The organism is Salegentibacter sp. Hel_I_6 (assembly GCF_000745315.1).
In the GTDB taxonomy this organism is placed as follows: Bacteria; Bacteroidota; Bacteroidia; order Flavobacteriales; family Flavobacteriaceae; genus Salegentibacter.
The window spans coordinates 1663733-1685652 of record NZ_JQNQ01000001.1; the positions used below are offsets into that span (position 1 = coordinate 1663733).

General features: G+C 37.5%; 18 protein-coding genes. 1 reads left to right on the top strand and 17 read right to left on the bottom strand.

All coding sequences use genetic code 11. The annotated features are described in order from the left end of the window. Nucleotides 1–87: 87 nt before the first annotated feature. The 15 genes from FG27_RS07310 to FG27_RS07380 all read right to left on the bottom strand — a co-directional run bounded on the left by FG27_RS07310 (nt 88) and on the right by FG27_RS07380 (nt 19528). Nucleotides 88–315, bottom strand: coding sequence for an LPXTG cell wall anchor domain-containing protein (locus FG27_RS07310; RefSeq protein ID WP_037322031.1), 228 nt, complete (start codon nt 313–315; stop codon nt 88–90). Between the two features lie 94 nt (nt 316–409). Next, the gene (locus tag FG27_RS07315; protein WP_037317453.1) at nt 410–949 is read right to left on the bottom strand and encodes a DUF420 domain-containing protein; all 540 of its coding nucleotides are present in this window, start codon (nt 947–949) and stop codon (nt 410–412) included. After that, the gene (locus tag FG27_RS07320) at nt 946–1677 is read right to left on the bottom strand and encodes an SCO family protein (protein ID WP_037317456.1); all 732 of its coding nucleotides are present in this window, start codon (nt 1675–1677) and stop codon (nt 946–948) included. The genes FG27_RS07315 and FG27_RS07320 overlap by 4 nt, the downstream gene beginning before the upstream one ends. Nucleotide 1678: 1 nt before the next feature. After that, complete coding sequence (locus FG27_RS07325) at nt 1679–2323, bottom strand: hypothetical protein (RefSeq protein WP_037317460.1); 645 nt, start codon at nt 2321–2323, stop codon at nt 1679–1681. A gap of 84 nt (nt 2324–2407) precedes the next feature. Further along, nucleotides 2408–2770 carry a cytochrome C oxidase subunit IV family protein gene (locus FG27_RS07330; RefSeq protein ID WP_037317461.1) on the bottom strand — a complete coding sequence of 121 codons (363 nt, stop codon included), beginning with the start codon at nt 2768–2770 and terminating at the stop codon, nt 2408–2410. Nucleotides 2771–2788: 18 nt separating this feature from the next. Next, on the bottom strand, nt 2789–3769 hold the full coding sequence (locus FG27_RS07335; protein ID WP_037317463.1) for a cytochrome c oxidase subunit 3: 981 nt from the start codon (nt 3767–3769) through the stop codon (nt 2789–2791). A 47-nt stretch (nt 3770–3816) separates the two neighbouring features. Beyond that, entirely contained in the window at nt 3817–4398 is a 582-nt protein-coding gene (locus FG27_RS07340; protein ID WP_037317465.1) for a cytochrome c oxidase subunit 3, read from the bottom strand. Continuing rightward, the gene (gene cyoE / locus FG27_RS07345) at nt 4389–5291 is read right to left on the bottom strand and encodes a heme o synthase (protein WP_037322032.1); all 903 of its coding nucleotides are present in this window, start codon (nt 5289–5291) and stop codon (nt 4389–4391) included. The genes FG27_RS07340 and cyoE overlap by 10 nt, the downstream gene beginning before the upstream one ends. Before the next feature lie 146 nt (nt 5292–5437). Then, nucleotides 5438–7558, bottom strand: coding sequence for a hypothetical protein (locus FG27_RS19235; protein ID WP_037317467.1), 2121 nt, complete (start codon nt 7556–7558; stop codon nt 5438–5440). A gap of 120 nt (nt 7559–7678) precedes the next feature. Further along, complete coding sequence (locus FG27_RS07355) at nt 7679–8401, bottom strand: energy transducer TonB (RefSeq protein ID WP_037317470.1); 723 nt, start codon at nt 8399–8401, stop codon at nt 7679–7681. A 44-nt stretch (nt 8402–8445) separates the two neighbouring features. Continuing rightward, a complete protein-coding gene (locus FG27_RS07360; protein WP_369794102.1) occupies nt 8446–8874 on the bottom strand; it encodes a VanZ family protein in 429 nt (142 codons plus the stop codon). Next, complete coding sequence (gcvH, locus tag FG27_RS07365) at nt 8840–9220, bottom strand: glycine cleavage system protein GcvH (RefSeq protein WP_037317473.1); 381 nt, start codon at nt 9218–9220, stop codon at nt 8840–8842. Before gcvH ends, FG27_RS07360 begins: the two co-directional genes overlap by 35 nt. 61 nt (nt 9221–9281) lie before the next feature. Next, a complete protein-coding gene (gene sprA / locus FG27_RS07370; RefSeq protein WP_369794136.1) occupies nt 9282–16400 on the bottom strand; it encodes a cell surface protein SprA in 7119 nt (2372 codons plus the stop codon). A 64-nt stretch (nt 16401–16464) separates the two neighbouring features. Then, complete coding sequence (ruvA, locus tag FG27_RS07375) at nt 16465–17046, bottom strand: Holliday junction branch migration protein RuvA (protein ID WP_037317479.1); 582 nt, start codon at nt 17044–17046, stop codon at nt 16465–16467. A 196-nt stretch (nt 17047–17242) separates the two neighbouring features. Beyond that, nucleotides 17243–19528, bottom strand: a complete 2286-nt coding sequence (locus FG27_RS07380; RefSeq protein WP_037317482.1) for an NADP-dependent malic enzyme — start codon at nt 19526–19528, stop codon at nt 17243–17245. 170 nt (nt 19529–19698) lie between these two features. Between FG27_RS07380 and FG27_RS07385 the strand changes: the two genes are divergently transcribed. Further along, nucleotides 19699–20160, top strand: coding sequence for a TonB family protein (locus FG27_RS07385; RefSeq protein WP_037317484.1), 462 nt, complete (start codon nt 19699–19701; stop codon nt 20158–20160). Nucleotides 20161–20213: 53 nt separating this feature from the next. Here the strand turns inward: FG27_RS07385 and queG are convergent, their stop codons facing one another. Both queG and FG27_RS07395 read right to left on the bottom strand, forming a co-directional pair. Continuing rightward, a complete protein-coding gene (queG, locus tag FG27_RS07390) occupies nt 20214–21143 on the bottom strand; it encodes a tRNA epoxyqueuosine(34) reductase QueG (protein WP_037317487.1) in 930 nt (309 codons plus the stop codon). Nucleotides 21144–21241: 98 nt separating this feature from the next. Beyond that, a complete protein-coding gene (locus tag FG27_RS07395; protein WP_231563297.1) occupies nt 21242–21727 on the bottom strand; it encodes a nuclear transport factor 2 family protein in 486 nt (161 codons plus the stop codon). Nucleotides 21728–21920: the final 193 nt, after the last annotated feature.

Here is a 21920-nt window from a genome sequence, read left to right on the forward strand (position 1 = left end):
CTTTTTATCTAAAAGCGTCACCCATAAGACTCCGGGAATCAAAAAATGTTACAGGAAAAAAAGGAATATATTTAAGAAATGTTAAGCTTATTCAGATTTCTTAGCTTTTTTACGAGAGCGATAAATGAAATAACCTAAGCCGCCAACCAGTAGATAAGGAAAAGCCATGAGGTAAAGAATTCCGTTATTGATACCTTCTGCTGCGCTTTGATCGGTATCACTTTCCAAAACTGCTCTACACATAGAACACTGTGCTTCTGCAAATTGCGGAAGTAAAACTAAGAAGGCAAAGAAAAATAAAATCCTGAATTTCATAGCAATAATTTCTGAATACAAATTTAATAAAATCGGTGGTTAAAATTGCAGGTACACTTGTTAAGACTTTTTAGCTCAAAGCATGAACTAAATTTTAATAATAAGGCCACATAAAAATATAAACCAAAACACCGGTAACAGCTACATATAACCAAATAGGAAATGTCCAGCGAGCAATTTTAGCGTGCTTCTCATACTCTCCCGTTAACCCCCTATACATAGTAAAAAGCACCAAAGGAACTATAATTGCTGAAAGTACAATGTGCGTAATTAGAATAAAGAAATATGCTGTTCTTAAAAAGCCTTCCCCTCCATAAGGAACAGGATCGTTACTAATTTTAGAGATCACATAGCTTACCAAAAAAATAGCCGAAAGCCCAAAAGCAGTAATCATTACATTTCGATGCATTTTGTATTCCTCAATATTCATAAAGAAGTAGCCCAGCATTAACAAAACGGCTGTTGAACCATTTAAGACTGCATGAAAAAATGGAAACGTGCCGGTTTGAGCGCCAAAAATATTATACCGCTCTGGCAGGTACATAAGAATAAGCACTATAATAGGCACGAGCACAGATAAAGCGATGATAACGGGCACCGCAATCTTATCGGTTTTAGTTAGCGTTGTTTTCACAGTAGTTTTTTAATATCCTCAATTAAAATATCAATTTGTGGTTCTTCCTCTCCTTCGACCACCGATTTATTTCGCTCTACCGAGCCACGGTAATAAATAAGGGGATTTCCATAATCATCCTGCCGGGATCTAATATACCCCTCTTTATCTACCAGTGCAAATAACCCCTGGTGAGCAAAACCACCAGGAACTTCACTGTCTTCTCCTGCGTAAATATTAAAACCACCATTAGCAAGACCGTAAATAGCATCTTTCTCTCCGGTTAATAAATTCCAATGTGGATGATCTATACCATAGTTTTTAGCATAAGATTTTAAAACTTCCGGGGTATCGTGTTTTGGATCTATACTGAAAGAAGCTATCCCAAAATCTTCTTTATCCTGAAATTCTTCCTGTACTTCCACCAGGTTCTGGTTCATTATTGGGCAGATAGTGGGACAGGTGGTGAAAAAGAATTCGGCCACATATACTTTACCCAAATAATCTTTATTAGTAATAGTATCACCCTCTTGATTTATCAACTCAAATTCTGGAGCTTTTCTCTTTTTGCCATTGATCTCTATATAAGATAAGGCTGCATCAGATTCTTTTTTTGCTCCCTTTACATTAAGTCTATCCGACTTTACTATCTCATCACTACTAATAGTTTCTACGATCTTTGGAATAATGATTATTCCAAAGATCAGGATGATAATTGAAAGCCCTATATAGGAATATTTTCTTTTCATGCTAATTATTTTTTCTTTCGGCGTTATTCTTTTTTAAAGCCAACCTGTATTCAGCAAGAATCACCTTTACATCATCATTCATCTTATCACTAAGTTCAGCAACAGATCGCGAATCATAACCGTACACTTTCCCAAAATCTTCATCATCGGACCGTCCTCTCAAGTCAAGGTCTTTATCAATGATAAAAACATAAGGCGTATAGGTGTCTTCTAATTGATGTGGACTTTTAAAACTTTTAAATACATTTTTCACTTCGGCTGAAGTTCCAAAGATAAATTTCCATTTACTGGTTTTAGAAATACCGCTAAATTCATTTTTGAATCTTTCAGCTTCCTCTCTAGCTTCTTCCGGAAGCACCACTACAAATTGAAAATCGTTGAATTCATAATACTTTTCAAGTATTTTCTGATCCAGGTTAAAGGTGTTCCCCTTTAGATTATCAAGATCTTTTCCGAAGAAAGCAACAATACTTATTTTATCTTCTAAAGTTATAGATTCACCATCCAGGCTTTCAAAATCTGAAACATCTTTAACATCCTCAGTTAATACAGGTAATTTGGCGAAATTATTTTGCCCTGAAGCAAAAAACATATAGGCAATGATAGGCAACGCGAAAAGCACTAAAAGCACTAAAAACTTTTTCATAGTCCTGTCTATAGAAGTGGGTGCAAAAATAAAAAGACGGTTTAACAAAACCGCCTTTCTATACATTTTTAACTTTTGTGCCTTTTAGAAATCCCAGGCGACGTGGTTAGTATTGAATACCTCGTAGATATAATCACCTTCGGTTAAAAGGATGAAAATAAGATAACTTATAAGAAAAACCGCCGTCCAAACTATAGCGCGACGCAAGCCTTTTGTTTCCCCTTCAAGGTGCATAAATGCCCAGGCGATATAATAAGCTTTATATATTGTAAGAATTATAAAGATCCAGTTAAGGAGTGACATACTTAAGAAAGAAGTTTCTGTTAAGAAGGCGGGCTTTAAAATACCCAAAACAACTTCTACAAGTGTAACTATGGAAAGGATTATAAAAACCATCCATATCCTCTTAGTATTAGATTCGTGATGATGTGCTGTACCGTGTGCCATTTTTAATATTTTCTGAAATTATACCAGGTAAAAGAATGTAAAAACAAATACCCAAACTAAATCTACAAAGTGCCAGTAAAGACCTACTTTCTCTACCATCTCGTAACTTTTTCTTCGCTCGTAAGTACCAAGAATCACATTAAAGAAGATAATGATATTGATAAGCACCCCAGAAAGAACGTGAAAACCGTGAAAACCGGTAATAAAGAAAAAGAAATCAGCAAATAATGGCGGCCCATATTCGTTACGGGTAAGGTTGGCGCCTTCTACTACCCCTGCAGCTTCACTATCTAATTTAGCTAAAGACTCTTCGCGGGAAAGCGTAGTTTTTTCACCGTCTTCACCCATCATCTGGGTTCTAATTAGAAGATCGGTATTTTGCGCAAAACCTGCTTTTACTTCCTCAATAGAGTAAGTTGGAAGCGATTTTTCGCTTTCAAACCAGATTCCATTTTTAGCCTCATGCTCAACTCTTTCTGATGCTCCCGGAACTGCAATGTCTGCAAGAGCGACTCTATGGCCTTCGTTATCTACAAATTGAAGAATATTACCTCCATTGGTATACACTGCTCCATAAGTACCGTTGATAAAATTTTTCCATTCCCAGGCTTGAGAACCAAGGAAAATAACACCACCTATAATGGTTAAAAACATATAAAAAGTTACTTTTCCTTTCTTTAACTGGTGGCCGGCATCTACTGCCAAAACCATAGTTACGGAAGAAAAAATAAGGATAAAAGTCATTAAGGCCACATAGTACATAGGCGCATCTACGCCGTGTAAAAATGGGAAGTGATTAAAGACCTCGTCGGCAATTGGCCAGGAGTCCATAAATTTAAAGCGGGAAAACCCATAAGCTGCAAGAAAACCAGAGAAGGTAAGTGCATCGGAAACGATGAAGAACCACATCATCATTTTGCCATAGCTGGACTTTAAAGGCTCATTTCCACCACCCCAGGTTTTACCTTCGGTGCCTGTTCTAACAACAGTAGCTTCCATAGAAGAGTATTTAAATTTTAAGTATTGCGCAAAAATACGTATTTTTCTTATCTAAAGAAATATAAAAACACAAACAGGTAAATCCACATAAGATCAACAAAGTGCCAAAAAGTCGCACCCAGCTCAATTCCAAGCATTTGACCTTTTCTATACCGTTGTTTAAAATGGTTATAAATTACTACCAAAAGCGTGATTATGCCTGCCAGCAGGTGGGCCATATGTACTAAGACCAATACATAAATAAAAGAGGTAGTAATACTGCTTTCGCTTCCCGTGAAATAATAACCATTAGATATAATTTCTGAAAACCCATAAAATTGAAATACTACGAAAAGTATAGCCAAAACAAGTGTACCTATTAACATCGCCGAGGCATTCCTGCGATTTCCCGATAGAATACTTTGCTTTGCAAGAATAAATGTTAAACTACTCAAAACAATAACGAGTGTACTCCAGAAAAAGGCGCCTGGCAGTTCAAATTCTGTAAGCCAATCTGGTCTTGTTTTGCTCACTACATAAGCACTCGTTAAACCGCCAAAGGTCATTATCATGCTTATAATCCCAAACCAGAGCATCATTTTCTTTGCCCGGTCGTATTTGTGCTTGTCGCCACCCTGAGTTAAATCCATCCTCTTAAAAATTTGTCCAAAACATATACGATTTGTAGCAGCGTAATATAAGATACGCTTGCAAACATTAATTTCTTAGCTGCCTGCGCAGTTTTCTCTTTATACAACTTTAAGGCATAATACATCATACCCAGCCCAAGAAGTAGAATTATTGCCCCGGCAACCGGAGAAAGAAACAGTTTTCCAGTAACTCCAAATACAGGAATTAAGGAAACCAAAATCGTCCACACCGTATAAAGAATAATTTGTATTGCAGTTCCTCTATCTCGTTTTCCAGTAGGCAACATAAAGAAACCTCCTTTTTTGTAGTCGTCATAAAGCCACCAGCCTATCGCCCAAAAATGAGGAAATTGCCAGAAAAACTGAATCATAAATAAGGTTCCCGGTTCTATACTAAAATCTCCTGTTGCCGCTACCCAACCTAACATAAATGGGATAGCTCCCGGAATAGCCCCAACGAAAACCGATAAAGGTGTCTTGGTTTTAAGTGGGGTATAAACACTTACATAAAGAAAAATACTAATCGCCCCGAACATAGCCGTCTTGGGGTTTATTATATACAAAACAAAAAGCCCGGCAATAGTAAATACACTCGCTATTAGAAAAGCCGTACTTACAGACATTCTCCCATCGGGAATTGGTCGTTTCTTTGTACGATCCATAAGCGCATCAAGATCACGCTCAATAATTTGATTGTAGGCGTTTGAAGCGCCTACCATAAAATAACCACCTATAGCCAATAAGAAAACTGTAACGAAATCTACACTATCGGCGCCAAGAAAATAACCGGCAATAGAAGAAAACACCACGCTCACAGCAAGCCGTACCTTGGTAATTTCTTTAAAGTCTGTTAGGATAGAAGCCGAGGGAGTATGTACACCGGTGCTGCTCAAAAAATAGGGGTTTTTCAATTGGCGCAAAGATACTCCTTAATTGGGTTTTGGCAAGGGGGCAAAAATGTTAATTTTCAGGACTTAGCGAATAGGTATTTTAATTCCTATAAAAACTTAGAAAATCGAAGCTCTTAAAGTAAAAACTATTAATAATCGTAATACCAGTTAAAGATATCTGTGCGTAAACCAAAATTTATCCAGGAGGTAGTATTTTCAAAGTTCTGAGCGGTCTTTACATCTGGATTAAAAGACCGATAAATAAAACTTCCGTAGAGTTTAAGGTTAGTTGCGGGATTTATAATATAACCGGCTTCAACGCTAGAAAATAAGGAATAAGCAGTATTGCCCTGCCCAATTTTCACTCCAGTATCAAAAGGGCGTTGGCGTTCACTAGTATAAATATCCCCGCCATAGGCACTTTGATTAAAGGCATTGTTAAAATCAAAACCTCTTTTACCGTAGATTACCTGAGCATCTCCATACCATCTGTCTTTTTTATAACGTGCGATAGCCATTATCTCTCTGAAATTAGAACCCCACAAATGCGCCATAGATTGGTTATTATGCCCATAATTTAAAACTCCGGTATTATGCGAATAAGTGTATGGCCTTACCTGGTTATATTCTGCTTGCAGAAATAACCCAGGGATTTTAAATGCATCAAAATATTTCACTCCTAATTGATATCCCAGCTTATTTTTCCAACTTTGCTGGCCTCCAAAAATATCTGAAGTAGAGAATTCATCTATAATCCATTGCCCATAAACATTTATTTCATCTGAAAATTTATATTTCGAAGTTAAACCTATAAGAGCATTACCCCCACGAGCTCCGGTTGAAAATTCTATAGCCCGATAAAAAATCACCGGATTCAAATAATTTAAGTCGAATCCTCTATTATTATCATTTTCCCAAACTACAGATTCAAACAGACCAATATTAAGTCTCTCTGTAACGTTATAACTCAGGTAATGATTTGCCATATATTTGGTTCTAAAAGAACCATTTTCAGTAACTGCAGGACGCACGTCACGCAAAGACATCCAGGTATTGGTATATTTCAGTTTCCAAAAAGTAGTATTCAGCTTAAAATAGGGATAGGGCGTGGCATTGTCACTCATTAGAAGCGAACGATAACCATCCCCAATAAAATTCTTACCGTGCCCAAACTGAAGATTGAAAAATTTATTAGGCGTGTAAGACATATAACCTTCAGCTACCGGATAATCATAACCTTCATCCATAAACGGTTTTGCAATCCCGCGGCCTGGAATTATTGCCGGATCGCCACCATCTGGCCTTAAAGATTCAGCGAAACGATTGTAATAATCAGCAAAACGACCCTGGTTTTCATAAATTACGGTATAGAAATTAAAGTTTTTCACCAAACCTCCCTGGAAAATAAGTGCACGGGTATTATTATAGGTAAAGTCGAAATCTGTTTGCTGAAAATCTTTTCCTAATTGAAGATCGAGTGCAAAATCTACCGTGAACCAATAATCCTCTGTTTGATATTGGATTAAATGTTCATTCCATAATTTTCTACCAAACCAGGAATTGGAATCACGGAGCATTTTATCTTCCTCAGCTTTAAAATCATAATACCTGGAAACTTCAGAAAATAATAAAGGTTTTGAAGCCGCATGAGTATTCACGCCAATTTTATTAAATTGGGCATCAAAACGGCTATAAAATTCATGAGAAAGCGGAATGTTTATCTGGCTTTCATAACGAGGCCGTGTAAATTCTCCAGATTTAATTTTTTCGTATTCCCTGGTCACATCCTCACTCTCTTGGTCTGGCTGAAAATTTATTGTAGCAATTTCTGTTTCTAAATTAGAAGTTTTTCTAAATTCTTCAAGATTTAAACTTAATGGGATTTTAAGCGGCATCTTAAATTGAACAAAGATGGGTCGGGAATTGTAAGTTGCCGGATTAATTTGGGGCAGTAAATTAAAAACGCGTTGTATTTCTTCTTTTAATTCGGCATAGGCCGCATCAGTATATATAATTTCAAACTTCCCTGCTTTATTCACTTCAAAAATCACAGTGATTTCCCCCCGGTAATTTTCACGGATAACCTGAGCAGGAACTTTATAATTATTTAAAACAAATTCTCTTAGTGTATTTTTGAAACAAATCTCTTTATTAGCAAAATTCACTTCTTCACATTGTGGGAATTCAGGAAAGCGCTGGCTATTGTTTTGGGCTCGGGAATTAAAATTTATAGCACTTAGCAAGACCAGAAGAAACAGATAGTTCTTCATACTAACGGTAGAAAAGATTGGTTACACCCTCGAAATATACAGTTTTTTACAGAGTAAACCATTTTAAAATAAAAAATCCCGGGGTGTGCCCGGGATTTCTATATCAAGTTAAAGAATTTATTAGTCTTGAATTTGGAATACAATTGGTAAAGAGTACATAACTCCAACTGCTTTACCACGTTGTTTACCAGGTTGCATACTTGGTAGTTTATTAATTACCCTTTGTGCTTCACGCTCTAACCTTGGGTGTGGCGCTCTAGACTGCACATTAGTAATATTACCTTTTTCATCAATTTTAAATTGAACGATTACCCTGTTTACTCCAGAAAGTCCAAGTTCTGCCCCAAGATCTGTATCGAACTCACGGTTTACAAACTGGCTAATTTTCTGACTCATACATTGCTTACGCTCTTCATTATTTTTAAGGTTTTCACAACCCGGGAAAATTGGCACATCTTCAATTACGGCAAAAGGAACATCTTCAATCACCTCATCAGTAGGTGCTTCAACAACCTCTTCTACCTCAACGATATCATCCATACTGGTTTCAGTAGACTCGATTTCATCTTCTTCTACTTCTTCCTCATCCTCTACAACTTCAATAATTTCTGGTGCCGGTGGCGGTGGCGGTGGAGGCGGAGGAGTATTCTGCATCTCAGTAATTGGGATTTCTTCATCATCTAAGTCATCCATATTTAACTGCCCGGTATCAATGGCATCCTTGTCATAAGTCTTCCATTCAATAGCACGCCAGGTGATTAGCAGGACCAGGATAAGCCCCAGTTGAAGAAACAGTACGCTCTTTCTCTTCAAATCGGCTTTTGGATTTTTCTTTGGTTCCATAATAAGTTATTGATTAATAAGGATTGCTAAATTAAAATTTTTTTCTAAAAAATTAAATTAATCTTACTATTTAACCTTTTTAGACTCTTTTCAAAGACGAGAAAGATAATAACAGCAAGTAAAACTCCAGTAGAATTGGCTAAAACATCATACCAATCTGGCTTTCGGTAACTGGTGAGAACACCCTGTAAAACCTCAATTAACATACCAAACAGTATTGCGAGGCCTGCTAATTTAAGCAAATTACTTTTATATTGGCTTTCAGGTTTACTTTTTAATATAAAATATACCTTCCACAATAGTAGCAATCCGAAATAGGCAACAAAATGTAAAAGCTTATCTGTAGGGTTAAAACTGCCAACACTAATTTTGCCGAGTTTCACTAGAGAGGAAACTGCAAGTAAAACAGTATAAAAACCAGCTACGAATAATGCTATTCTAGCTACCAAGAATTTCTTTGTAGGATTCGGCACTTAAAAGATCTTCCAGTTGAGATTCGTCAGAAAATTTTATTTTTATCATCCAGCCTTCTCCATAAGGATCTGAATTCACTTTTTCCGGCTCGTCTTCAAGACTTTCATTAAATTCAATTATTTCGCCAGAAAGGGGCAGGTATAGGTCTGAAACTGTTTTTACAGCTTCTACCGTTCCAAAAACTTCTTCTTTGTCTAGAGTTTCATCTACGGTTTCTACTTCTACATATACGATATCTCCCAATTCGCCCTGGGCGAAATCTGTAATACCTATTGTAGCTGTATCACCTTCTACCCTAATCCATTCGTGGTCTTTGGTGTACTTTAAATCTTGTGGAATGTTCATTAGTTCTATTTTATGTTTGGCAAAGTTAATTTTTTAAAGCAATACTTCAAATAAGCCTCAATTAATTTCCGAAATTATATCTAAGGGTTATTCCTGATCTTATGGTTGTTTGTGGAAACGCAGTAGAAACCGCATATTCAGAGAAATTATGTTCATAATAGAGGATCGCGGTTAAATTACTGGAAATTGCATAATCAGTTGTGAAATTTATTCGCCATATATCCTGTCCCGCAATTACCTGGCTGGTTTCTAAATCTAAATATCTAATAATGCTTTTATTTCTTCTAAAAGAAATATCTGCTTTAAAATTAAGGTCACTACTTAATATTCGATTAGTTCCTCCAAGGCCAGTGGCGATTCTTAAATCCCTGATCCTGTAACCGGTCCCAAGAATATATTCATTCCCAGTGTTTTCAGTTAAAAGGTTATTATCGAAGCTTAAAGAAAGCATTCTATCTTTTCTAATTTCAGCTAAAAGTTGAATCGCATTTTTTGTTTCCAGGTCTAATCTAAATAAAGGTGTGAATAATTCAGTTAGCACAATATTAGAATACAACATCTGGTTTTTAAAATCCCCGGCCTGGTTGGTTTCAAACTCGTTTTCAGGATCGTAATCCAGGTTGGTTTGAAATTGATTGATGGTATAATTAGACTGATATCCGTGATTTATGGAAATTCTTCTGAATTTATCCCTAAACCAACCTATTCGCATTAAACCGGTATATTTTATATTCCAGTTGGGCAAAGGCATATCTCTAAAAGCACCCAGTTTAACATTATCACTATCCTTTCCTCCGTAAGCCGAAACAAACGCAGGCAATAAAACAGCCTGGTTGGTTTTACCAATTCCTACGGGATACCCATCTTCATCGGTATTATTAGGATCCAGACCACGTTCCCGTGCAATTCGCTGTGCTATGCCCAAACGATTCTCTCTAAAACTTTCAAAAGTTTCTGACGACTGCTCGTTAGATTGACTAAAAGCGGTTTTAATTAGTATAGTAGAAATATTAAAGTTACCGTAGTTATACGGAGTTAAAGAAACATATTCAAGAGTATTAGGGTCTACTCTAAAATTTTCTGAAAAGTTTTCAGAATAATTACGATTTGCACTTATATCTATAGTTAAGTCTGGAACAATATCTAAAGAAGCCTGCACGTCTAATTGTTCATTTTTTAGAGTAGAATACTGCTGATTAAAATTTTGGAATAAAGTTAACCAACCTCGTCTAGCGGCAGTATACCTTACCTCATCCTGCCATCCAAAGGTGAATGCCGTGCTAGGTTGTAAAGTTCCCATAAAACCTACACTTCGTGTATAACCGGGAAGAAAAGTTCCTTCATTTTGGCGATAGTTTATTTGTAATCTACTCAAGATGGTTACAAAATCTACAAAGGTATTAAAGGTTTTACTCGTTTTTTCAACCGCTTGTGTGTTTTGAGTTTGTTGCCCATCTTGCTCTGTCCCGTCTAAAGTAGGCACACCCGCACTACGTTGTTTTATAGTTTGCCCTCCTCTACCTTCCTTCTTTTCGAGGCCCAGGTAGGAATAGAGACTTTCCATATCTAAACTGGCGTTTATCTGATGAGAACTGGAGTTTTGCACGCTATTTCCAATATCAGGAATACCTTCGAGGTTTTCGTAAATCCTGGAGCCACGTTGCCATTGGAAGTCCCCTGTGTAAGAATAAGTCGCTTTTATGAATTCTAATACCGGAATTTTATCAAAAGGAAGGTCATAATTTACCTGTAGATTTTGAAAGTGTAAATCTGGAGTACCTATACTAAAGAAGTTATCCCAAACACCAATACTATTATTAGCAAACCCATCTTCATCTATATAATTTCTAATAATTCGATTATTAGATGCATTAAAAGCAAAACTCAACGAATTCGTTAGGTTATAATTCACACCATATTCCCAATTAAATAAATAGTTTCGCTGATATAAAGTTGGGATACCCAAATCATCTTCTGAAAGCTCCAGCGATCTAAATTTTTGCTCGTTGTATTGCCTTAAAATAGTAGAGCTTGCATTTATATTTGAAGGAAGCAAATTCACATTAAAATCTCTTACCAGCGAATAATAATCACTGCTATCCAGGGCTGAAATATTTTTAAAAGGCTCTACTTGTTTAGGTTCAAAATTAAACTCGTAAGTAGCCCCTGCACGCACATTTTGATTTAAAGATTCTTCAATTTCGAAATCGCGATGATCCACCTGATTATACGAAGTGGTGAATACGAAATTCTCGATATCATATGGCATAGGTTTCACTTCCCCCGTACGTTCCTTCCGCAAACCTATAATATTTACACTTTGCCGCTTCGTATAAGACTGCGATTGTCTTTTAACTCGTTCGCGCTCTATAGGATCTACTATATCTGCCAATCTCGTCTCCAGCTCCAGGTCCAGGAATTCCTGATCAAATTTAGGGGTGATTAGTTCTTCCCCCCTACTGTAATTAAAAGGAATTTTCACACCCCATTTCTGCGGAAGCACCTGCCCTACATTCACGTTAGTAACCACATCATATTGTTGAGAATTCTCTCTACTACGCTGATTTGGACCCTGTTCTAATGTTCCAAATCCTACGGTACTTTTTCTCCCGGTAGCTGCTACTGTTGCAAAATCGGCTAAATTGGTATCCATATTAATGATGCTTGCCCAGCCTCCTTCATTATCCAATTCTGAAAGTCGCAGCTCATTAAACCAAACTTCCCCGCATAAATCCTGAACTCCATTGGTAGGGGTTCCGTTTTTTAGCCCTAACATTAACACCCGAACATTTCCAAAACTAGGATTCCCTTTTATCCCAAGCCTTAATTGATCCATCTCATAGGAATCTTCCTCATCAATTACATCTAGGTTTTCTGTAAAGAAATTAAGTTCTCCAGAGTTTAAAGAAGGATCTCCTAACACGCTTGTTTTTATTCTTTGCAATAATTCCAGCGGAAGCTCCATACTGTTCACAGCCGGCCAAATTTCATCTGCGCTCATCGCACCAAAAGCGGTTGGGGTTAAAGGCACTTCAACCTGATAATAATTATCGGTAAAATCGGTTCCTATTCTTAGAAAAGCAACTAATTGTCCTTCCTTCAACGGCGTTCTATTAGGTAAGGATTCGGCGTGTAAAAACATTTCCAATTTCTTATACTGCCGCATATCTATCTGGAAATTTTTATAAACGGCCCTTGCATCCTGTGGCTCTAAATCGCAAACTCTTAAAGATAAAGATTGTTCATTTTGCCTAATATTAGTATTATTTTCAAAAAGCTCTTCCCTAATTACTCCGGGCGGCAATACATAGGGTATCGGTTGGCGGTTTTCGTTTTCCTCAATATTCACTGCGGAAACTTCAAAAAGAGTATTTTGATTTTCCGGAAGTATATTTCTATCTCTTAAGCCACGATTATACCTTCGGTAATCTCCCCTTACGAGCTCCATAGTTCCAAATCTCAACAGGGTTTCGTCTTCAAAATCACTAAGGAACATTCGCATAAAGCGTATCGATCTATAATCTGCAATTCCTCCTTTTGTATCTGTGGGCTCAAAAATTGGAATTTTAAACTGAAGCCAACGTACCGGCAACTCATTTCCATTTCTTAAGGTGGTGTTTAGCTCCTTCTCATCAGTAATATACTGATTGTTTTCTACGCCCATTCCAGGAAAAAATGGTATTTCGTATTCAAAATAGCTATCTATAGTATTCATCGTGTTGTCACGATTAATATCTTCTGTAGTTGGTAAAGTGGTATTTCCCCTATTGGTATCTCCAACTTCTGGAGGCGAATTCCCATCTACGCCATTATAGTTTTTATAGCGATTAACAATACCTCCATCGGTATTTAGAAAATACTGATAATTATCCGCGGCTGGATCATTTAAATTACCGAAATCAGGAAATTTAACAGCTTCCTGTGCGTCTGAAAGGCCATCGTACCCCACATCCTGACTTCTACGTTCATCTCCTTCTGAATCAAAAGCATAAATCAGAGATTGATCTGCCGGAACTCTTGCTACCTGGGTTTCTATAGTGTTTTCAATGCCACCGGTGCGAGGCAGGCCATTTTCGTATTGCTTACGACCATCCTTTAAAACGTCTTCTGAAATATTCCCTAAGTTAAAATTGATAGTTCCCGCCGAGTTACCGCTGTTTTCCGAATAGATATAGGGATCCATCACCCAAAACTCTATAAATTCTACATTGCTTTGTTCAAAATTGGTAGTATTAATTCCCCGCATAATTCCGCCAAAATTACCTGAAGGATTTGGCAATGTTCCAGATGTAGCCGCCGGGTTAAAATTGTAAGGACCTCGTTCTTCCGGAAAATAAGCCACATCCATGGTATAAACCACCTGCGGCTGCCCCTGAACTACATCGGTATTCGGAAAAATCTCATTAAGCGCTACCCTTCTCGTAGCATATGTTGAAATATCATTATCTGAAATTCCATCGGGACGATTGCTACTGTAAAATATTGGATCTATCGTGTACCAGGACATCTTTGCCCGCTTATCTCCCACTTTAATATCTCCGTTAGAAAGCTCTCCTCCATAACCTAATGGTACACTACTTAATTCCCAACTAAGCGGCGAACTGATATCTATAGTAGTTTGTGCTGCTTCAAAATCGTCTATATAAGTTGTAGCCTCCCCCTGAAAATCATTAACTGCGGGAGCTCCAGGCTGGAGATAAGCAAATTCCCCCGTTACTGAAAAGTTAGAAGGCACATCGGTATCTACATTTGGAAGTTTGTTTACCAACCTTGTGAAGAAGGGAACCTCGGTAGAGTAATTTAAATTAAAGCCAATTATAGAATTGTTTATTGGCTCATAACTATAATTAGCTTTTTGAGTAAGTGGGCGTTCCCTAAGATTAAGATAAGTAGCTCCAACTAAAAAGTTTTCACTAAACTGATGCTCTACATTTAAACCGGTAAAGCGCTTGGTTTGCTGTCCAAATAAAGCGTTATTCTCAGTATTTACCTGAATAGGAATGTCTGAGGCAAGCAGGGCCTCGTCTATAATTTGCACCCTTCCAAGTTCGTAATTCACCACGTAATCTACGCCTTCTTGTAGCAGTCTACCTCCCGCCGTAACGGTTACCGAGCCTGGCGGAAGATTAAACCCGATTGGAATTCCCTCAACTTCACCTGATTTATATCTTCCTTTTAACTGAAATTTATTTTTATCGGTATCCTCCTGCTCGGCCTGAATTTTAGTGGTTCGGTATAAAGACTTAAAGACATATTTCTCCTGATTGGCATTCCAGGTTTCAGGATTATCGTAATCCTCAGTACCAGTATTTGGAGTATTATCCAATTGTTCAAACAAATAACGTCCAAAAGGTTCTACGCTTGTAAAAATAATATTCCCATTTTCGGGGTCTATGGTAATGCCGGGAACGTAATCAAAAAAGCCATCTCCGCCATTTATGGGGTCGTTATTATTGTTTAGCTTATCTAGATTAAATACCCTCAGTAAAGGTGTTTCAGCTATATCTTCCGGCAAAGGCACCGATCCATCTCCCGAAGGTTTTATATAATTTAAAGGCTGGGGATCTGTATATAAAATATTCATTCTAAAGTCTTCCCGCTCTAATTGATAGGCTCCAAGACTATAAATATTCTTCATCATTAAATCCCAAACAGGCTCATCTACATTGGTAATAGTGCTTTTAAGCATTTTGACCACAAGATTTTGGTTAACCCTTAAATTGGCGTTTGGCTCCTGATTTGGGTTTTGCCCGGGATTTTGACCCGGGTTAGCATCTCCGGTAGCATTAACCCCATCGTTAGCAAACTCTCCAACCTGGTAGACTTCCCCATTTACAGTATATTGAAAAGCTACTGCAAGAATCTCATCATTACTTAGCCTTTGATTTAAAGAAATATAACCAAGCTGGGTATTTAATTTATATTCGTTAGGCTGTAATTGCCTGGCGTTTTCCAATTTCACATAATCTAAACCTTCAGAAACCTGAACTCCTCCAAAACCATTATCAACGGTAGCGACATCGCGTATAGCAGATGATAAAACAGATTCAGCTGTGCCATTTATACCAAACGGGTTAAAATCGTTATTGGCATTATCTGGAAAACTTCCGGCAGGCTGATTAAAAAAACCGGCAGGAACGTTATCCAAACCTATATTTCCGGGGTTATTGGTCTCTCCAAGATCCTGGATCCCTACTATATTCCTTGTATCGGTAAGGTTTTGCACATTGTTAGTACGGTTGGTTACCCAAACCTGTATCCTTTTAACCTGAATATTAGTGTTTATAAACGGGTAATCTCTTAGGGCATCGTCATAATTATCCCTAAAATAATGGGCAAGGAAAAAGTGCCTGTCCTGATCATAATCAATAGCAAATTTCTCAAATTCTTCAACGGTAGAACCGCCTTCCACGTTTACGGTTCGTCGCTCAGATTTTTGTTCAGAGAAAACCCCGGTAATCCGGGTTTTTCCAAATTGCAGCTCGGTTTTAAATCCGAATAAGCTTTGAGCCCCCTGCATAAGTGCATTATTAAGGGGCATATTTACATTACCCACTTCAATTTTTCGAACAATATCATCCTCAGTAGGAGTGTATTCCAGTTTTAACTGGTTTTGAAAATCGAAAGTAGATTCTGTATCGTAGTTGGCCGTTATTTGCAGGCGCTCCCCTATTTGCCCAAGCAAACTAAGACTTATTCGCTGATCAAAATCAAAGGTTAGATTTCGCCTATTCCGGGGTGAAAAAGCGGGATTATCCTGTTTAGTGTAAAGCAAACCAAGATCCATCTCTACTGTTCCCTGCGGAACAATATTGATTTCTGAACCTCCAAAAATACTTTCAAAGAAATTATTGTTTACATAAAAATCTGGAAGTAAATCACGCTGAATCTCCTCTGTTCCTTCTTTACGTCCAGCTTGAGCATCAGCTTTCAGCTTAAAATAATTACGCATTTCTTCATCTAAAACCAGGTTTTCGTATTCTTCTGGTGTTAAAATCAAAGGGATAGCAAGATCTAAATCGCCTAATTTTTCGCGATAAAAATAGCGGTCTAAAATAGGATCGTATTCATAAAAGGAAGAGATTAATTGAGAATCTGGCAGGGAAATTTCACCCAAAGCATACCCCGTTTGGGTGGTATCCTGAGGGGTTTCCTGTGCAGTGGAACTCAATGAAATTATCAGTGACAACAACAAGCTGAGCCTAACCGAAGTTGACAATTTCCAGTAATTGTGCCTCAATTCTTTACAAATTTTTAAGAGCCATTTTTATAATAGATTCTACTGTAGGGTTAGCTGAATCTTTCATTATTTTATCTACCACCCTGGTAGCTTGCTTTCTTGCGAAGCCGAGTGTCTCTAATGCAGATAACGCTTCTTCCTTCATTGTATTGTCCTGAGGAACAAAAACTTCATCATCTCCATAGACTTTCAATATTTTGTCTTTTAAGTCTAAAATTACTCGTTGGGCTGTTTTAGCTCCAATGCCTTTTACACTTTGTATTGTAGGCACATCAGCATTAGCAATGGCTTCCCTAACCTGGCCAGGCTCTAAAGAAGACAGCATTGTTCGCGCTGTGCTGGTTCCCACACCTGAAACTGATATCAATAACCTAAAAATATCCCGTTCAGACTTTTGGTAGAATCCATAGAGGGTATGGGAATCTTCCTTCACGTGCAAATGGGTATAAATACTTATATTTTCTGAATCTGGAATGAGGGAAAAGGTGTGCAGCGAAATATTAACCATATACCCAACGCCATTGCAGGCGATTACTAAGTATGTTGGATTCTTCTCTATTAATTGCCCCTTAAGATGATGAATCATAAAATTTTAACTTAATGAGCCAAATGTAACAAATAAAAGTTAAGCCCGAAATCTTTGTCCCGGGCTTAACTACTGTATATGCAACTTATTTTAATTCTAATCGAGATTTACATTCATTAACCCAATACTTTAGAGAATTTTCAATATGAGAACGCTGATTTGTTATGAATTCACCCCGAGCTATCGCGAGAGAAATTTACTTCTTTTGCTTCTTTTCTTTTTCCTGGGCATCTACTACAGTTACTGCTGCCATATTCACAATTTCTTCTACACTGGCTCCAAGCTGAAGTATGTGTACAGGCCTGCGCATTCCCATCATTATCGGCCCAATAGAGTCCACCTTATTCAGCTCCTTTATTAGTTTGTAAGTACTGTTTGCTGAATCAAGATTAGGATAAATTAAAGTATTCACTTTTTTACCGGCAAGCTTTGAGAAAGGAAATTTATTTTGAAGCATTTCCCGATTTAAAGCAAAATCTGCCTGTAACTCCCCATCAACATTTAGATCTGGATGGTAACGATGTAAATAAGAAACCGCATCTTTTACTTTTGTGGCATGCGGATTTTTGGAAGAACCAAAATTTGCATAAGACATCATGGCAATTACTGGTTCCAAACCAAATAATTTTACCGTTCTAGCCGTCATTTGGGCAATTTTAGCAAGATCTTTTGCCGGCGGATCTATATTGATAGAGGTATCACTTATAAAAAGTGGTCCTCGAGATGTATTCATAAGATTGGTAGCTGCTACACGGGTAACTCCTGGCGCCATTCCAATAAGTTCCAACATGGGTTTCACCACCGCCGGGTATGCTCTTGAATACCCCGAAAGCAAGCCATCGGCATCACCCTCATTTACCATCATCGCTGCGAAATAGTTACGTTCGCGCATCAGTTTTTCAGCATCATATAAGGTTACACCGCTTCTATTTCTTGTATCCCAATAAACCTGCGCATAAGCTTTTCTATGTTCTTCTTCCTCATCAGATTTAGGATCGATGATAGGCACGTCTTCATTAAAGTCTATTTCGGCCATCAATTCTTTAATCACTTCTCTGCGACCAAGCAAAATAGGAATTGCAACACCTTCATCATGTACAATTTGCGCTGCTTTGAGCACGTCAAGATGATCGGCTTCAGCAAAAACAATTCGCTTAGGATTCATTTTTGCGCGGTTAAGCAATAACCTAGTAATTTTGTTATCGCTTCCCATTCTCTCCAGCAACTCTTCTTCATATTTATCCCAATCCTGGATAGGCTGTCTTGCGACCCCACTTTCCATAGCAGCTTTAGCTACTGCAGGCGGTACCTTAGCAATTAGCCGCGGATCAAAAGGCTTCGGAATTATATAGTCTGAACCAAAATTAAGCCTGGTTTCACCATATGCGATATTTACCTGTTCTGGCACGGGTTCTTTAGCCATTTCAGCCAGGGCCTTTACCGCTGCCATTTTCATTTCTTCATTAATCTTCGTTGCCCTAACATCTAGAGCGCCGCGAAAAATAAATGGGAAACCAAGCACATTGTTCACCTGGTTAGGATGGTCACTTCTTCCTGTAGCCATAATCACATCCTTTCGGGTATCCATGGCCAACTGATAATCAATCTCGGGATTTGGATTAGCCATGGCAAAAACGATAGGGCGTTTGGCCATACTTTTCAGCATTTCAGGGGAAACAATATCTGCAATGGAGAGACCCACAAAAACATCGGCATCTTTCATGGCTTCCTCTAGCGTGTCTATTTTTCTGGAAGTAGCAAATTCTACTTTCTCTCCAGAAAGGTTTGGACGATCTTTTCTTATAACGCCCTTACTATCGGTCATTACTATATTTTCGGCCTTTGCACCAAAAGCTTTGTAAAGTTTAGTACAAGAAACTGCAGCAGCACCAGCACCACTTACTACAATTTTCACCTTAGACATCTTCTTTTTGGCAAGTTCCAGGGCATTTAAAAGCGCAGCAGCCGAAATAATGGCCGTCCCGTGCTGGTCATCATGCATTACGGGAATATCTAGCTCAGCTTTTAGTCTTTTTTCAATCTCAAAAGCTTCGGGAGCCTTGATGTCTTCAAGGTTAATTCCACCGAAGGTAGGTGCAATATTTTTTACGGTTTCAATAAATTTTTCTACGTCTTTGGTATCTACTTCAATATCAAAAACATCTATATCTGCAAAAATTTTAAAAAGCAAACCTTTACCTTCCATCACCGGTTTCGAGGCTTCAGGACCTATATCTCCCAGCCCCAAAACAGCTGTCCCATTAGAGATCACGGCAACTAAATTTCCTTTGGTAGTATATTTATAAGCGTTTTCCTTATCTTTTTCTATCTCCAGGCAAGGTTCTGCAACCCCGGGGGAATATGCGAGGGAAAGATCCCTTTGAGTTGCATATTTTTTAGTGGGTACTACTGCTATTTTGCCTGGTTTGGGTTTAGCGTGGTAAACCAGTGCTTCTCTTCTCTTTCTAGGATTATTGCTCATAACTTAATTTTTCTACTAAACACAAAGGTAGCAAGCTTAGCTGCAATATTGAACTTCTACAGTTAAAAGAAAGTTTAAAATTTTGAAATTGAAAGCTTTTAAAAGTATTCATTAAATAGTTCTATTTTTTTGAAATATGTATATATTGGAGGCCAAAAAAATTATAATTCTTGAAACATTCTATCTTCACCACCTGTTTTTTCCTTCTATTTACTATCCACATACAAGCTCAATCTGAAATATTTAGCCTGGCAGAAGTTGATAACGCTCCTATTATCTCTAAATGCACAAACAGTCTTAGCTCTAAAGATTGTTTTATTGAAAAACTGAATAACTATATCAAATCGAATATTGATATAATGAAGCTGGTTAAAAGAAAGGATTTACCCGGGAAAGCTTATGTGCAATTTGAAGTTAACGCAACAGGGGAAATAGAACAGGTAAAAGTTAGAACAAGAAATAAGTTTTTAGAAAAGGAAGCTTTGAGATTGTTTGCTCAATTAAAAATTAAAGAGCCTGCTACTAAAAATTCTAAAAAAGTAGCTATAAAACATACCATTCCGATTACTTTTAATTTATTAAAATTTGAAAGTTATGAGGAATTCGGGAGAGAAATTAAAAACAAAAATTAACTTTTAATCAATTAAAGAACCTGGAGATTTACTCCTGAAAAATGCAAGGGCATTCATTTCTCCAGAAATTTTATGTTTCGTTTTAAACCTTCGAATTTGGTTCTTTTTACGGCAGATTTTCTAAAGATTTCATTAAAAGTTTCTTTGGTAAGTTCTTCCCAACCTTGCTTGTCTTTTTCCAGTAATTCCGGATGCGGGTTAAACAAAGGTTCATTATGCGGTTTTGAAAATCGATTCCAGGGGCAAACATCCTGACAAATATCACAACCAAACATCCAATCTTCAAACTGGTTTTTATAGGAGTTAGGCAGTTCATCTTTTAACTCTATCGTGAAATACGAGATACATTTGCTACCATCTACTTTGTAAGGATCTACAATCGCATCAGTTGGGCAGGCGTCTATGCAGGCAGTACAACTTCCGCAGTGATCGGTTACGGGAGTATCGTATTCGAGATCCAGATCTACTATTAATTCGGCAATAAAATAGAAGGAACCGGTTTGTTTAGAGAGCAAATTAGAGTGTTTTCCAATCCAACCAAGTCCGCTTTTTGCAGCCCAGGCTTTATCCATTACCGGTGCTGAATCTACAAAAGCACGGCCCTGAATTTCCCCAATTTCATCTTGCATAAATTGTAATAGTTGCTTCAATTTGTCTTTAATCACAAAATGATAATCCCTACCATAAGCGTATTTGCTGATTTTATAAGAATCTTCCCTTTGAGTTTCTCCGGGATAATAATTCAGTAATAAGGAAATCACACTTTTTGAACCTTCTACCAGTTTGGTAGGATCCAGCCGCTTATCGAAGTTATTTTCCATCCACCGCATTTCGCCGTGATGGTTTTTCTTGAGAAATTCTTCTACACGCGGTGCTTCCTTCTCAAGAAATTCTGCTTTAGAAATTCCACAAGATAAAAATCCGAGGCGTTTGGCTTCGGATTTTATCATATTTGTGTAAACTTCCTTCAGAGTATCCTTCATAGTTTTACAAAGATGCGATTTTTAAAACATTTGAAGAATTTAAAAACCAAGAGCTCTGTCAACAATAGTATAGCTCTGAGAACATACGGCATATATGGCTATGGAGTATTTTCCGCTAGTGGAGCCATATGCTCATGAGTGATTTTCCAGCCATCACTGGTTTTAATAAAAAGTAAAGTTCCTTGCATCTTAAAATCATAAGCTTCTTCGCCCCTTTCAAATTTGAAATTGGCATGAAAAGTCACATTAGCTACGTCACCACCATATATATGGATTTCCAGGTCTTCCCAATCCCACTTTTCAACTTCAGTAATGCTACCAAGAAAATTTCGTTCGAATTCTTCATTTTCTTCAGGACCCTGTCTTTCTCCGCCATCCTGGAATTCGGTAAATTTTGGCCCGTAAGCGTGCATAGAGATTAATTTATCGGTCTCATTATTTCTTATGCTTTGCTCAATCTCCTCAAGAGCCTCCTTCACTTCCTCCTTTTCTTGCGCGTATTCCTTATTCAGATCAATTTGGCAGTGAGCCGAGCTGAATCCAAAAAGTAAGGCAATTAGAATAAACATTTTAGCTTTCATCATACTTAGTTTTAAGGTTACTTTTTTTTCAAACACGTGAATACTTAATATACAACTAATTGATTCACAAAACAATAAGGGTTTACAGGGGTTTTCAAAATGTTCACTGAGCGATCTTTTGGAAGAATAGTTTTTTTAGAAAACTTAAGTGTACTCAGTAATAATTAAATGGAGAAAATGACTATTTATTGATCTG